Here is a 16,408-nt window from a genome sequence, read left to right as displayed (position 1 = left end):
TGTATGTTATTTTAAATTATTTTTTAATAGTTATTATTATTTGCATTTTATGTTATTTAATGCTTATTGCATTTTTTGCTAATATTCGTTTAATATGACCTATGGCTTTAGCTGGATTTAATTTTTTAGGACATACATTAACGCAATTCATAATGTTATGACAACGAAAAACGCTAAAAGAATCTTTAAAATTCTTCAGTCTTTCTTTATGATTAGTATCCCGGCTATCCATTAAAAAACGATATAATGTTAATAATCCAGCGGGACCAATGAATTTATCCGGATTCCACCAAAAAGAGGGGCAAGAACTGGAGCAACACGCACATAATATACATTCATAAGATCCATCTAATTTAGAGCGCTCCTCTGGAGATTGTAAATATTCGTGTGACAATTTAGATTGTTGATTGGAGTGATCATTAATTAGAAACGGTTGTACTTTTTCATATTGAAGGTAAAATTGACTCATATCTACTACTAAATCACGAATTATTGGAAATCCAGGCAATGGATGTACTACAATTACATTATGATGATTATCATCATATAATTTTGTTAGGGAAGTGACACATGCTAGATTGTTTGTGCCATTTATATTCATTCCATCAGAACCACATACTCCTTCTCTACAAGAACGACGAAATGTTAAAGTTGGGTCCTGTTCTTTTAATTTGATTAAAGCATCTAATAACGTCATATTTTTTGCATGTAATAAATTAAGAGTATAATTTTTCATATAAGGATTTTTATTGAATTCAGGATGATAACGATAAATAGAAAATTTAATTTTCATACGTTAAGACTCTATTTTTAATATACACGGATTTTTGGAGGAAAAGGAGGACGAAATTTTGGTTGCATATTTACATTACGACGGATCATAAGGTCATTTTTTGGTAAATACAATGTATGACATAGCCAATTTTTATCATCACGCGTAGGGAAATCATAACGACTGTGAGCTCCTCTGCTTTCAGTTCTAAAAATTGAAGCCATGGCGGTTACATAAGCAGTTTCTAATAAATTATCCAATTCTAAACATTCAACACGTTGTGTATTGAATGTGTAAGATTTATCGCTTAGAGTAGCATAATTTAATCGATTACGTATTTCTTTTAGTTCTGATAAACCTTTTAACATTTTTTCTTTTTCTTTAAAAACAGAAAAATTATTTTGCATACACAATTGCAAATCCTGACGTATTGTTACTGGGTCTTCTTTTTCGCTTGATTTATTATTATTCCAACGAATATAACGGGCTAATGATATTTCAATATCAGAATCGGTAGGTCCACGAACTGGCCATTCTTCTTCTGATAAATATGATTGTATATATGCTCCAGTGGCATGCCCAAATACGATCAAATCTAGCAAAGAATTTCCACCGAGTCGATTTGCACCATGTACTGATACGCAAGCAGTTTCTCCAACTGCAAATAAACCTGGTACTGTTGTATCTATGCCTGAATCATTTATAGTGATTACTTCTCCGTGTATTGTCGTAGGGATACCACCCATCATGTAATGACAAGTTGGAAACACTGGAATTAATTCTTTTACAGGGTCTATATAGGAAAAAGTACGCACTAATTCTAAAATACCAGGTAATCGTAATTCTAGTAATTCTTTGCCTAAATGATCTATCTTTAATTTGACATGGGGACCGCATGTGCCTGAATAACCTCGACCTTCTTGAATTTCTAGCATAATTGCTCGAGCTACTACATCTCTACTAGCTAAATCTTTTGCTTTAGGCGCATATCGTTCCATAAATCTTTCTCCTAAAATATTTAAAAGATACCCCCCTTCACCACGGCATCCTTCACTTACTAAAATTCCAACGCCAGCTATACCAGTAGGATGAAATTGCCACATTTCCATATCTTGAGCAGGAATACCTGCACGCAATATCATTCCAATTCCATCCCCGGTGTTTATATGAGCATTAGTAGTGGATTGATAAATACGTCCTCCACCTCCAGTCGCAAGTACTGTAGCGCGTGCTTTGAAATATACTAATTCTCCTGTTTCAATAGAAAAAGCAGTGCAACCTAGTATTCTTCCGTCTTGGTTTTGTACTAAATCTAATGCGTACCATTCTGAGAATATAGTTGTTTTATTTTTCAAATTCTGTTGATATAAAGTATGTAATAGCGCATGTCCAGTACGATCAGCAGCTGCAGCGGTGCGCGCTGCTTGTTTTTTGCCATAATGTAAAGTTTGTCCTCCAAATGGACGTTGGTAAATGCGACCGTTTTTTAACCTAGAAAATGGTAATCCCATATGTTCTAATTCTAAGACTGCTTTGGGTCCTGTTTTGCACATGTATTCAATGGCATGTTGGTCGCCTATATAATCAGATCCTTTAATAGTATCATACATATGCCATTGCCAATTATCTTCGTGATTATTACCAAGAGCAACTGTAATTCCTCCTTGAGCCGACACTGTATGCGAACGTGTAGGGAATACTTTGGATATTAGGGCACAAGAGAATCCCATTTTAGAAATTTGCAGGGCAACGCGCATACCTGCTCCGCCAGCTCCAATGACAACAGAAAAAAATTCTTTAATTGGTATATGATGGCGCATCTATACACTCCAAATAATAATTATTCCTAATAATAGGTATATGAATAATACAGAATTGGTTATCCATATGCTTATTCGTCTTAATATAATTGATTTTATATAATCTTCTAACACATGATGTATGCCAATCCAAGTATGACTTAAAGCGGAAATTAGGGCCATTATGCTAAAAATTTTGGTGGTGTTTTTACCAAAGAAATCATACCATTCATCATAGGATAAGGTATTAGTAAAAATAATAAAAATAGATATATATACAATATATAATAATATTAGAATGGCGGAAAACCGGACCAATAACCATTCATATACTCCATGACGTTTCAAGGTCGATTTAATGGGTACCATATTAAAATTCCACTTAAAACAGATAATAAAATAGTTAAGATAAATATAACTTTTACACTTATTTTTCCCATTAATAGTGTTTGCTCCAAATATCCAAAATCCATTAAAATTTGACGAATGCCAGCGACTATATGATAAATTATCACTATTATAGTTATCCAAAATAAAAATTTTGAAATATAGTAATTTACTAGTAAAAAGTTATAAATTTTATAAAATTCGTTATTAGAAGATAAAGATAATTTTAATAACCAAAGAATTGGTCCCATGATTATGAATAACAACACTCCTGAGATTCTATGCAAAATGGAAGCAATAGCAGTGATAGGGAATTGTATGGTTCTTAGATTTAAATGTATTGGTTTTCGATTTTCTTTGATCATATAAATACTCTTAAGTTATATAATGGCAAACATATCATCATAATGATGATGATTTATATATAAAGTCATACAACAACAGATAACTAATGATTATTATTATGATTTATATTGCAAATATAATTATTTTAATAATATGTCATCTTTAAATCTAAAATCTTTAAGTTATGTTAATCTCCATTGTATTATAACAAATGATAAGCCTATATGTAATACTATATCTTGTATATTATTAACAATTTAATAATATTATAAAATTTGAAATGGATTCAGTTGTTTTTATGTTTGATAAATAATATATTTTATAATAATGGGGAAAGATTAATTATAACTTTGGTTGTTAGCCTATATCAGGATAAGGTGAAAATTTTAAAAAGCTGAAAATTTCAGAATCCTAATAATATAATCACCAAATTAAATTTTTTTATTATTTTTCACCTTATCCTGATATAGGCTAAAGTTGGGCATACTTATTTTGTAAAAAAATTGAAGTATTCATCAGTCTTCTTAAAGAAGAGATATGTATAGTTTAGTAAGATACAAGTTAATAACTGGTGTGGACATTTTATTTTGTAATTTTGATATTATGCCTATTAATTTTATAGATTTTAAAAATTTATTGTTTATGGACAAAAATAATTAAATTGATAGTAAATTTATAATAAATAAAAAATATTAGTGTATTTTCATTAAATTTTTAGAAATTATTGAAGTTATAGATTACAAAGCATGTAGCATATAAATAACTACAAAATTTGTAATTATTTTAATGAATGTAAAATATGTTATAGATTGGTTTGTCTAAGAATATTTTTAGTTTTTATTCAGTATTAATATTTGTGTTATTTTGAGAATGTATTAAGACCAAGTTTTGTTCATTCTTAACAATAAGTTTGTATGTTAATTTTGATCGTGTATTATGTTGTACTTTTATATAATGGATTATCTGTATATTTATTGTAAAACTAATAATAAATTGTATTTTTGTTTTATGCATCTTGTTGATTTTATTATCAACAAATGTGTTTATGATCACATTTAAATAGATATATGTAAATCGTAATTATTTAGCATAGTAGTTTAAAGAATGTATAAGATAATTTATAAAAATAATAATAGATTTATTTATATATTGAAAATACTACTGATACAGTGTGGTTTAATCTATAGATGTTATTAGATATGGTAATAATTACAACTTTAGGTTACATGGGTTTTATTGTATTAAATAAAAAAATTATCTTATTATTAGTTCTTATATAAATATTATTTTAAAAGATGTGGATATCTTGAAATATTCATATTTACTATGGTTTTATATAATGAATTTTTTATAGGATGAATAATAGATGCGGTACGATGCGAAATTGTAGTTAAAGATTTATTTTCCGTAGCCATTATATAGCTAATATATAATGGCTACGGAAAATAAATGGAAAAAGGTACCGATGACTACCAAATTTATTCGACTTTTATTTAAGAATAATATATTTGAAAAATAGATTCGAAATTATAAATATCTATAATATAGTAACTAATGACATGAGATTGTTGTCGAATAATAATTTTATTTAGCTCATGTATTATGCATATTGTGTCAAGATAAATTTATTATAGACTGGATGGTGTCTATTATTTCTCTTTCAATTTTTTCTCTATGAGAAACATGTAAAAGGCTTTCGCAATAAATTTTATATATTGGCTCAGTACCAGATAATCTACATGCTGCCCAACCGTTGTGAGTTATTATTTTTACGCCGTCCATGGATATTCGATCTTTTAATGGCACTATATTTAAGATTCTAATGATAGGATCGTTCGCTAATTCTTGCATATTAATTTGACTAAACAATGTGTTAGAAATGAGGGATTTTTGTGCGTAATTAATAGGTAATTGAATGCGATTATAACTAGATATATCAAAATTTTTAATTAACTGATCATAATACTTCTGCAAAGATTTATCGCTAACAGCAATTATTTCAGCTGCTAATAAACACATAATCATTCCATCTTTGTCAGTAGACCATGGAGAACAATAAAAATCTAAAAAAGATGCTCCTGCACTGTCTTCTCCTACAAAACCTAAACGATTATTAAATAATCCTTTTGCAAACCATTTAAAACCTACTGGTACTTCTAATAGTTGACGATTAAGATTATATGCTACTCGATTTATCATAATACTAGATACATAAGTTTTTCCTATAGATAATGCACGATTACGCCACAATGGCCGATTGTTAAAAAGATAATCAGCTGCAATAGTAAGGTAACGATTGGATTTAATTAAACCAAAAGGAGTAATAATACCATGTCTGTCACAGTCGGGATCATTAACTAAAATCAGATCAAAATTTTTAGACGATTTTAATACCCCAGTCATTGCAAGTTTAGAAGAACAGTCCATTCGAATGCAGCCATCATAATCAAGATGCATAAAACTAAAGGTTTTATCAATTTTTTTACTGATTAAGTTTAAATTTAATTGATAATATTGAGCAATATTTTGCCAATAATCTATACTTGATCCACCTAAAGGATGTACTCCTAACTTTAAACCAGATGTTTGTATAGCTTTCATATTGATTATTGTAGATAGTTTTTTTACATAATTTAAAATAAAATCTTGTGTATGTATATATCCGCTTTTCCAAGCGTTATCCAATGTCATACGATGTACATTTTTTAAATTATTTATTAAAAACCTGTTAGCAGTTAGTTCAATTGCACGAGTAATATTAGTAGAAGCTGGTCCTCCATATACTGAGTTATATTTTATCCCGCCATCTTCAGGTGGATTATGAGAAGATGTAATAATGATACCATCAGCTTTTTTTGTATGATTATTATGATGATTTTTGTTATATTGAGTAATAGCATGAGAAATAGCAGGAGTTGGAGTATAACCATTTTTTTTTTGAACGATAACGTCAATATAATTAGCTGCTAATACTTCAAGTACAGATATAAATGCTGGCTCGGAAAGAGCGTGAGTATCTTTTCCAACATAACATGGGCCAGTTATACCTTGTTGTGTACGTATTTGCACAATTGATTGACTGATTGCTAATATATGTGCTTCGTTAAAGCTATATTTCTGGGAACTGCCACGATGACCCGATGTTCCGAATACAATACTATGAGCATCATTGCTTGGATCTGGAGATAAAGTATAATATTGTGTTATTAATTGAGATGTATTAATAGTTTCATTATGTGATGCTAGTTTTCCAGCGCGAATGTGATTCTGCATATACAGATCTCCTTAATTGATTATTTTATATAATTAGACAAAAATATTACGATATTTTATAAAAATTATCGTTGGTTTAATATCTAAGAAATAATTGCATATGTTGATTAAATGAGACTTTTATATATAATAAACATATGTTGTTTGATTGTGATTAATAAAATATCTAAATGTTGTTATTATTGGCATAACGTATATTATGCAACTTAATTATAGATTACGAATTCTTAAAACTATATATCAGAGAACGCCAGTAGTACTAATCCATGGACTTTTTGGTGATCTTAGCAATCTTGGAATAATTGCTGAGAGCTTAGCTCAGTATTGTTGTGTTGTGCAAGTTGATTTACGTAATCATGGTCATTCTCCTCATTCAAAATCTATGACTTATTCTATAATGGCAAAAGATATTTTGGACTTACTTGATCAGTTGTTCATAGAGCAATTTATAGTTATTGGTTACTCAATGGGTGGAAAAGTTGCGATGAGGCTGTGTACGTTGGCAGCTACTCGGGTAAGTAAGGTTGTGGTTATTGATATAGCGCCAGTAAAATATAATATTTGGAAGCATGATAATATTTTTAATGCGATTGAGTGTATTAATGTATCCGGAGTAAAAAATAGAGACGAAGCTGCATACATTATGCAGCAGTATTTTATTGATCGAACATTAATATTGTTTTTATTAAAATCTTTCCGTCAAGGATCTTGGATGTTCAATGTTTCATCTATTAGAGATAATTATAAACATATTAGTGATTGGAATACGTATCAAATTTGGTGGGGTCCAGTATTATTTATTAGGGGTTCATTGTCTCCATATATTGATAATCATTATTTACATGACATATACCATCAATTTCCGCAAACCCGTATTTGTATGATATCTCATGCAAGTCATTGGGTACATTGGGATAATCCCTCACATGTACTAAGCGCAATTAATGAATTTATTATCCATTAATTTTGGTAGATATCATAATTTATATGTAAATATGACTGTACCATTTTGTTTCGTAGATTTAATTTAATTATAAATGATAATATAAGTAATTATTGGATTGATTAAATATTGTATTAAAGGTACTATGTAGAACTGTAAAACCTTTAATACTTTAAAGTTGTAGGATTGGGTGCATAACTAATTTGAGAATAAAGAAATGTGTTTGTGTGAAAATAAATATAGGGTTGGGATATTATGATAGCAGCATCGGTAGGTATTTTTTTTAGCAGCGATACGGGCAACACTGAAAAACTTGCGAAAATGATTCGAGCGCAATTAGGGCAGGATGTTGCGGATGTTTTTGATATAGCTGTAAGTTCTAAAGAAGATATAGAACATTATGACAAATTGTTATTTGGTATTCCTACTTGGTATTATGGAGAGCCTCAATGTGATTGGGATGATTTTCTTCCTACATTAAGAAATATTGATTTTTCTGGAAAAAAAGTAGCAATTTTTGGATGTGGAGATCAAGAGGATTATTCGGAATATTTTTGTGATGCGATGAGTATTTTATATGATATTATTTTAAAAAATGGTGCTATTGTGATTGGATCATGGCCTGCATCTGGTTATCATTTTAACACATCAAAAAGCTTAATTAGCGCAGATACATTTGTTGGATTGGCAATTGATGAAGATCGACAGCCTGAAATGACAGAGATACGTGTGAAACATTGGGTTAATCAAATTCGTGGTGAAATGAAGATTAATTGAAAATAAAATAGCAATTACATCGTTATATTTTTATCTTATTAAAAAAGTTATTATAAATTTTAGTTTTAAACATTGTTTGTGATAGGTATGCGGCTAGATTTTACAGTAATAAAATAGTGCAATTGTATGATTATTTTAAGTTTTTTTTAATAGTGTTTAGATTCTTTTAAAGTTACTGTTCTGTTAAATACTAGATAAGATTTTTTAGAAAGTTGATTATCTATAATGAAGTATCCTTCACGTTCAATTTGATAGGGACCAAGACTATCCGATTTAACTATATTTGCTTCAACAATTCCTTTAGAGATTATTAAAGATTTAGGATTAATGTTGTCTATAAAATGATTTGTCATAGAAGGATTAGGATTAGTAAATAGTTTATCATACAAACGAAATTCTGCTAGTAAATTTTTTGTTGCTGATACCCAATGAATTACTCCAGTTATTTTTCTACCGTCCATTGGATTTCTATGTAAAGTGTATGGATCATAACTACAGTAGATGCAAATGATATCTCCATTACTATCTTTTTCAATATTTTCTGCTTTTATGACATAAGCGTATCTTAATCGTATTTCTTTGCCTAAAGTTAATTTATAATGTTCATTGTTGTTTAATATTTCGCAAAAATCAAGACGATCAATAAAAATTTCTTGACTAAAGATTACATAACGGACTCCCATTTTAGGGTTATTAGGATGATTTGGCATTTCAATTATTTCTTCATATCCTATAGGTAAATTATTAATAATAATTTTTATTGGATTGATTACTGCCATAATCCGTGGGGCGTGTTGGTTTAAGTCTGATCTGATACATGATTCTAAAAGTGATAATTTTATTTGACTTTCTTGTTTACTAATACCGATACGATGACAAAATTCACGAATTGATCTAGCTGTATATCCTCTGCGTCGTAATCCAGAAATGGTAGGCATACGAGGATCATCCCATCCGTCGACTATTTTTTTTGTAACTAATATATTAAGTTTACGTTTAGATGTAATCACATATTCTAAATTAAGTCGAGAAAATTCATATTGAGTAGGACGGGTAACGATATCAATATTATTTAGTATCCAATTATATAAAATACGATTATCTTGGAATTCTAAAGTACATAAAGAGTGAGTGATACCTTCTATTGCATCTGAAATACAATGACTAAAATCGTATGTTGGATATATACACCAACTCTCCCCGATACGATGATGTGGAGTATATTTAATACGATATAGTACTGGATCTCGCATTACTATGGAAGAAGAGGACATATCAATTTTAGCGCGTAAACAAGCGCCACCTTCTGGGAAATATCCATCTTTCATTTTATAAAAATAAATTAAATTTTCTTCAATACTGCGAGATCGGTATGGGCTGTTTTTTCCAGGATGTGTTAATGTGCCGCGGTATCTTCTAATTTCGTCTGTGGATAATTCATCTATATATGCTAATCCTTTTTTGATTAATTTGATAGCGTAATTATATAATTCTTTAATATAATCTGATGAATAATGTATATCTCCATCCCATATAAATCCAAGCCATTGAATATCATATTTAATAGCTTCAATATATTCTTTGTGTTCTTTTTCCGGATTAGTATCATCAAATCGTAAATTGCATTGGCCATGATAATATTGAGCAATATTAAAATTAAGGCATATAGCTTTAGCATGCCCAATGTGTAAATACCCATTGGGTTCTGGAGGAAACCGTGTACGTACATTAGTATATTTTTTTGCTTTTAAATCTTTATTAATAATACGGTGGATAAAATTAGGTCGGTAATTAATAATTATCTTCATTTGTTTATTCTTTTTTATATGGATGTAATTCGTTTATTAATATATATTTTATTTTTATGTTGCAATAACAACGTTTTGCATATCATTAAAATGCAAATAGTGCTACTAGTACAAATCTTGTTTTTCATAATTAAAACACATGTTTATTATAAACTAATACGTAATTATATTAATTAATCTTTGTATAAGATATGCGTATGTTATGTACTATTTATATTTGATATTGTAAAATTATAATTTATAGATATTTACTTTCATGGAAGATATATAATAGTACGTATGGATTTTATTTTATTATTGTAAATCGTATTATACTTGATATAATCTGTTTGTTTTAGTTTATTTTAAATTTAAATAGCAGTCTTTAGAATTAATAAATATAGATGTGAAAATTATATTGGAATTAAAAATGTGCATGATTCATACAGGTTTGCGGATAATAAGTCAAGAGATTACAAACTAGAATCAGTAAGTTATTGTTAAATGATTTTATAATGTTTATATATGCATGTTGTTTTATAATTATTGATGTAAGGGTGTATTAAAATAACTTTTTAAAAGATGTGTGATGTGTTTGTTAACAATTTATGAGTATTAATGATAATTTTTAAATAAATACTTTAGTGTTTAATTTTTTATAAGTATTTTTAAATTGTTATAGAGTAGCTTAATTACTAATGTAAAGAGATACAACAATGAGGGTTATATTTCTTGATACTGCCGATCATGTGGCTCAATGGGTTGCGAACTATGTTGTGTATCGTATTAATTCTTTTAGTCCCACTATTGAAAATCCGTTTATATTGGGATTGCCTGCAGGTAGAACACCAATAAAAACTTATAAAAATATTGTATCAATGTATCAGTTTGGTCAAGTGAGTTTTAAATATGTAGTAATATTTACTATGGATGAGTATCTTGGTTTATCTTATGAAGATCCTAAAAGTTATCATTCTTTTATACATACGAATTTTATTAATCATGTTGATATCCCTAAAGAGAATGTTTATGTTTTAAATGGCAATACTGACAATATTAAAGCTGAATGTCAACAATATGAAGAAAAAATAAAATCGTATGGAGGTGTTCGTTTATTTATAGGAGGAGTTGGAAATGACGGGCATCTTGCTTTTAATGAACCGGGGTCTTCCTTAACATCACGCACTAGAATTAAAAACTTAAGTAAAGCAACACGCATATCAAATGCTAATTTTTTTAATAATAATATTAATTCTGTACCTAAATTTGCATTAACTATTGGGATTGCTACATTGCTGGAATCACGAGAAATAATAATAATAGCAACTGGACTAAATAAGGCTAAAGCAGTAAAGTCAGCAATTGAGGGCAGTGTTAACCATATGTGGACGATTAGTTGTTTACAGTTACATCCTAAATCAATATTGGTGTGTGATGAGTTGTCGACTATGGAGTTAAAAATAAAAACGGTTAAGTATTTTCAAGAATTAGAAATTAATAATCAAACAATTACAACATAGTTTTATAAAGTATGTATGCTTTAATTAATAGTAAAATTTATACTGGTAAAGAAATTCTTAATGATCATGCGCTTATAGTTTCTGAAGGAATTATTAGAACTATTTGTTCTACTAGTGAGTTACCTAAAAATATAGATATGCATGATCTGTCAGGGTCTATATTAACACCTGGATTTATAGATTTACAAGTTAATGGATGTGGTGGAACACAATTTAATGATTATATAAGTGCAATATCAATATGTACACTGAAAAAAATGCAAACAACTAATCAACTTTCAGGTTGTACTAGTTTTCTTCCAACGTTAATTACTAGCAGCGATGTTTTGATTAGAAGAGCTATTAGAGTTATGCGTGGGTTTTTGTATCAAAATAAAAATCAAGCTTTAGGATTGCATTTAGAAGGTCCGTTTATAAATGTTAGAAGGCGAGGTGTACATAATCCTATATTAATTCGTTCGCTAACAGAAGAAATGGTAAATTATTTATGTGATAATAGTGATGTTATTAAAAAAATAACTCTTGCTCCTGAACAATTAAAGATGACATTTATGCAGAAGTTACATAAATCTGGGATTTGTGTTGCAATTGGACATTCTAATGCTACTTATCAACAAACACGGTTTAGTTTTTTATGTGGTGTTAGTTTTGGAACTCATTTATTTAATGCTATGCCTCCGTTAACTGCTCGTGAACCTGGTGTTATCGGTGCTATTTTTGATACACCAGAAATATACTGTAGTGTGATAGCAGACGGGTTTCATGTCCACTGGGCTAGTATTAGATATGCTAAGAAGATTAAAGGAGATCGTTTAATTTTAGTAACTGATGCAACTAGTCCTGCAGGAACTAATAAGGTAAAATCTAATTTTATTTTTTCTAACAGAACTATATATCATCGTAATCATATGTGTGTGGACCGTAAAGGGGTGCTTAGTGGATCAACTTTAACAATGATACGAGCAATAAAAAATAGTGTTAAATATATTGGAATACCGTTGGATGAAGCTTTACGTATGGCTACTTTATATCCAGCGAAAGCTATAAGAGTGGACCATTGTTTAGGTAGTTTAGAAATAAATAAAATTGCTAATTTAACTGTTTTTAATCAAGACTATAAAATAGAGAAAACCATTATTAATGGTAAAATAGTTAACATGTAATCTTCATGATTTATAAATATTTGTAGTATTAATGTTATTAAAAATTAATTTAGGTGGACTTTAAATCTTTTGTTACTGTAGATTAGTGAATAGTTCACTGAACTTTAATAAGACCGAATTTTTATACATAAAGTAGTATTAGTATTATTCCCCTATGATTATGATTTTATCAAATATAAAATCATAATCATAGGGGAATAATACATAGTTTAAAAAAATAATATTTATTATTTTTAATAATAAATATTATAAGATCATATGATAATTATGTTCATCTAAATAATAAGATAAATATGAAAGAAGGTTGGTGGATATTTTGTGATTGCTACATTATAATAATGAGTTGTCATTATGTAGGGAAGTAATTGAACGTTTGCAATTTAAGTCAATTGAAATTTTGGCTACGTAGCTCAGTGGGTTAGAGCGCAGCACTCATAATGCTGAGGTCACAGGTTCAAGTCCCGTCGTAGCTATTGGTATAATCAGTAAATAGCATTGCGGGAGTGGCGAAATAGGTAGACGCGTCAGAATTAGGATCTGATACTGATAAGTATACGAGTTCAAATCTCGTCTCCCGTATGTTATTTATTGATTGATATGATAAAAGAAGAAATGTGAAAATATAAAGTGAATATGTCTTCATGATAATGGGGTATAGCCAAACGGTAAGGCAGCGGGTTTTGATCCCGCCATTCCCAGGTTCGAATCCTGGTGCCCCAGTAGCTAACAACTGTAATTGTTAGACTGCAATGAAAGCATATATATTTATATGCTTAATTTTTGAACTTAATTTGTATTGGTTAATGGTTGTTAAATTTAAATGTTACTGCATAGGGTATAAGGTGAATGTAATTGTATATAATCGATATTATTATGTATCCGTATACCTATATTTGATCTATTATCAACAATAGGTTAGAAATATACGTATATGATAATAGGAGGAGTTGTATTAAAGAAAAAGATATTATTATATACCTAAAGCATATAATAATATCTTTTTCTTTAGGTAGGTAGATCGTTCAATTGTCATAAACGCAATATTCCTTGCTATTTTTAGTGGCCAAAAGTTGTTATGAAAAATAAAGTACAACCAATCTATGCTAGATTGCATTAGGGCGGAATCATATTTACGGTTATTTTGATAGGATATTAAAACTTCTGATATACTTGAATGTTCATCAAAAACACGTGAATTAATTAATAAGTATGATAAGCATGCAACATCACGCAGTCCTAAATTTATTCCTTGTCCTACTAAAGGATGCAAAGAATGAGCGGCATCGCCGACTAATGCTCCTCCTGGAGTTATATAACTATATGCACGTTGACGAATTAGGGGAGCTACAGTTAGATTGTATAGTTTAACGTTACCTAATTGGTTTTTAAAATTATTTCTAATTTCTTTTTCTAATATTTCTATAGGTAACTGTTGTAATTTTTGAATATATTCAGGAGTATTATACCACATTAATGATCCCCAATGATCATATAGAGGTAAAAACCCTATAGGACCATAAGGAGTGAATTTTTGCCAAACTGTTCCATATTGGTATTTTTTAGTTTTGATAGTAAGTAACATACAACATTGATGATATTTCCAACCAATTACTCCGATTCCTAATTTTTTTCGAATCTGAGAATAAATTCCGTCAGCTCCTATTAATAGACGACTGATAATTATGACACCATTATCGAGAAGACATCTCCAAGCAGAACCGTCATAATACATAGAGACTAATACAGATGGGCAACATAATGTTATTGTTTTAAAGTTTATAAAATTTTCCCACAGTGCTAATTGCAAACGATTATTTTCGATAATTAATCCCATTTTAGGGACGCCTACAGATAAAGAATGAAAGGTTACTTTTGCCAATGGCCATTCCCATGCTTCCAAATGATGATATGGAATACAAAAATTAGCAGGAATTTTGTCCCATATATTAATTTTTTTTAAGAATTCAACCGAAGCATAATTAATAGCAGCAACTCGGATATATGGTGTTGTTTTTTTTTTAATTGGAATAGGATATTTATGGTCTACTATGATTACTTTAATCCCGGATTGAGAAAGACGTAATGCTAAGGACGCGCCTATGATCCCGCCACCAAATATTAATACATCACAAAGTAATTTTTTCATAGTATTTTATGATTTAATGTAAGGGTTAATTTATATATAATGTATGCTTAATAACATTGTCAAGATTATATATAAGTAAATAATTATTAATACATAAATACATAACATATAAAATTATATATTTAAATAAATATTAAAAATTTTATCGATTAAATTATAAGTTAATTTTCTTAATATATGATTGTAAATATTTTTACTGTAAAAATATTATATTTTGTATAAGTGCATCAATATATTTGGTTAATTTTTATGAATAATTGTATATTCCATGTATGTTAGTATATAATGCTGTTTGTTACGTTTCATGATTTATAATATATATTTATTAATGTTATTTGTTTTAAAAGGGTATTAAATGCAGTGATATTATTAACTATTTTATTTCCGATAATTTGGGAGTGATATTTGAATTTAGTAACTAAAGAAATTAGATTACAGCCAGTCAATAATAAACGTTTGATAAATCTATGCGGCCCTTTAGATGATAACTTGAAACAATTAGAATATCAGTTGAAAATTACTATCAATAGGTACAATAATTTTTTTAGATTAGTAGGTCCATCAATATCGGTTGAAATAGCTACTGATGTTTTAGTATCTTTGTATTCAGAGACAGAGTTTGAGCGCGAAACGATTAATGATATTAATCCAGAACGGATATATCTGACTATTAAAAAGATCCAAATATTGAAAAAAAAATCAAAATATACAAAAGAAATTAATAATAGTTCAATAAGAATTGAGACAAAACGTGGAATAATTAAGCCTCGTACAGAAAATCAAGCACAATATATTTCTAATATTTTTAATCATGATGTTACTTTTGGTATAGGGCCTGCAGGAACTGGGAAAACGTATCTAGCAATCGCTGCTGCGGTAGACTTGTTGGAGCGTCAAAAAAATAAACATATTATTTTAACTCGTCCTGCTATTGAAGCAGGAGAAAAATTAGGATTTTTGCCAGGAGATCTTAATCAAAAGTCTGACCCTTATGTTCGGCCGTTATATGATGCCTTGTTCAATATCATTGGATATGAAAGAGTAGAGAAATTAATACAAAAAAAAATAATAGAAGTAGCGCCGTTAGCTTACATGCGTGGACGTACATTGAACGACTCTGTTATTATTCTTGATGAGAGTCAGAATACGACTATTACTCAAATGAAAATGTTTTTAACGCGCATTGGATTTCGCTCTACGGTAATTATTACTGGAGATATTACACAAATTGATTTACCATCTAATCAATCATCTGGATTAGAACATGCTATTAAAGTATTGCCTATCATTAAAGATATTAGTTTTAATTTTTTTAATAAAGAAGACTCGGTACGTCACTCTATAGTAACTCGGATAATAGATGCATATGAAGCATGGGATGGTAATAAAAATATTTTGAGTATGGACTCAAACAAATATAAAAATAATTGTAAATAAAATTATAAAGAAATAAATAGTGATGATAATAATCATTGTAATAAGAGGATTGATTGGTG

The 16,408-nt window shown here is 29.0% G+C and carries 12 protein-coding genes and 3 tRNA genes; 8 read left to right on the top strand and 7 right to left on the bottom strand.

The window, feature by feature from the left end:
- Positions 1–52: 52 nt before the first annotated feature.
- From M9400_RS02465 to M9400_RS02445, 5 genes are all read right to left on the bottom strand, one after another.
- Complete coding sequence (locus tag M9400_RS02465) at positions 53–793, bottom strand: succinate dehydrogenase iron-sulfur subunit (protein WP_250232274.1); 741 nt, start codon at positions 791–793, stop codon at positions 53–55.
- Between the two features lie 17 nt (positions 794–810).
- Complete coding sequence (gene sdhA, locus M9400_RS02460; protein ID WP_250232273.1) at positions 811–2,592, bottom strand: succinate dehydrogenase flavoprotein subunit; 1,782 nt, start codon at positions 2,590–2,592, stop codon at positions 811–813.
- On the bottom strand, positions 2,593–2,940 hold the full coding sequence (sdhD, locus tag M9400_RS02455) for a succinate dehydrogenase, hydrophobic membrane anchor protein (protein WP_250232272.1): 348 nt from the start codon (positions 2,938–2,940) through the stop codon (positions 2,593–2,595).
- On the bottom strand, positions 2,916–3,323 hold the full coding sequence (gene sdhC / locus M9400_RS02450; protein ID WP_250232271.1) for a succinate dehydrogenase, cytochrome b556 subunit: 408 nt from the start codon (positions 3,321–3,323) through the stop codon (positions 2,916–2,918). Before sdhC ends, sdhD begins: the two co-directional genes overlap by 25 nt.
- A gap of 1,594 nt (positions 3,324–4,917) precedes the next feature.
- A complete protein-coding gene (locus tag M9400_RS02445) occupies positions 4,918–6,576 on the bottom strand; it encodes a phosphoglucomutase (RefSeq protein ID WP_250232270.1) in 1,659 nt (552 codons plus the stop codon).
- Between the two features lie 199 nt (positions 6,577–6,775).
- Here M9400_RS02445 and M9400_RS02440 point away from each other — a divergent pair, with 199 nt between their 5' ends.
- Positions 6,776–7,540 carry an alpha/beta fold hydrolase gene (locus M9400_RS02440; RefSeq protein WP_250232269.1) on the top strand — a complete coding sequence of 255 codons (765 nt, stop codon included), beginning with the start codon at positions 6,776–6,778 and terminating at the stop codon, positions 7,538–7,540.
- Between the two features lie 234 nt (positions 7,541–7,774).
- On the top strand, positions 7,775–8,296 hold the full coding sequence (fldA, locus tag M9400_RS02435) for a flavodoxin FldA (protein WP_250232268.1): 522 nt from the start codon (positions 7,775–7,777) through the stop codon (positions 8,294–8,296).
- Positions 8,297–8,442: 146 nt separating this feature from the next.
- Here fldA and glnS read toward each other — a convergent pair whose 3' ends face one another.
- On the bottom strand, positions 8,443–10,104 hold the full coding sequence (gene glnS, locus M9400_RS02430; protein ID WP_250232267.1) for a glutamine--tRNA ligase: 1,662 nt from the start codon (positions 10,102–10,104) through the stop codon (positions 8,443–8,445).
- A 695-nt stretch (positions 10,105–10,799) separates the two neighbouring features.
- Here glnS and nagB point away from each other — a divergent pair.
- The 5 genes from nagB to M9400_RS02405 all read left to right on the top strand — a co-directional run bounded on the left by nagB (position 10,800) and on the right by M9400_RS02405 (position 13,486).
- Positions 10,800–11,603: a glucosamine-6-phosphate deaminase gene (gene nagB / locus M9400_RS02425; RefSeq protein WP_250232266.1), complete on the top strand. Its 804-nt coding sequence runs from the start codon at positions 10,800–10,802 to the stop codon at positions 11,601–11,603.
- Positions 11,604–11,614: 11 nt separating this feature from the next.
- On the top strand, positions 11,615–12,766 hold the full coding sequence (gene nagA, locus M9400_RS02420; protein WP_250232265.1) for an N-acetylglucosamine-6-phosphate deacetylase: 1,152 nt from the start codon (positions 11,615–11,617) through the stop codon (positions 12,764–12,766).
- A gap of 399 nt (positions 12,767–13,165) precedes the next feature.
- Positions 13,166–13,239, top strand: a tRNA-Met gene (locus M9400_RS02415).
- Between the two features lie 24 nt (positions 13,240–13,263).
- Positions 13,264–13,345: transfer RNA gene (locus M9400_RS02410), tRNA-Leu, on the top strand.
- A 69-nt stretch (positions 13,346–13,414) separates the two neighbouring features.
- A tRNA-Gln gene (locus M9400_RS02405) sits at positions 13,415–13,486 on the top strand.
- Between the two features lie 250 nt (positions 13,487–13,736).
- Here the strand turns inward: M9400_RS02405 and M9400_RS02400 are convergent.
- On the bottom strand, positions 13,737–14,912 hold the full coding sequence (locus tag M9400_RS02400) for an FAD-dependent monooxygenase (protein WP_250232264.1): 1,176 nt from the start codon (positions 14,910–14,912) through the stop codon (positions 13,737–13,739).
- A 405-nt stretch (positions 14,913–15,317) separates the two neighbouring features.
- Between M9400_RS02400 and M9400_RS02395 the strand changes: the two genes are divergently transcribed.
- Positions 15,318–16,349 carry a PhoH family protein gene (locus tag M9400_RS02395; RefSeq protein WP_250232263.1) on the top strand — a complete coding sequence of 344 codons (1,032 nt, stop codon included), beginning with the start codon at positions 15,318–15,320 and terminating at the stop codon, positions 16,347–16,349.
- Positions 16,350–16,408 lie beyond the last annotated feature (59 nt).

It is taken from the genome of Blochmannia endosymbiont of Camponotus sp., from assembly GCF_023586085.1.
In the GTDB taxonomy this organism is placed as follows: Bacteria; Pseudomonadota; Gammaproteobacteria; order Enterobacterales; family Enterobacteriaceae; genus Blochmanniella.
The sequence above is the reverse complement of the archived record's forward strand: the minus strand, read 5'-3'. Positions and strand labels throughout refer to the sequence as shown.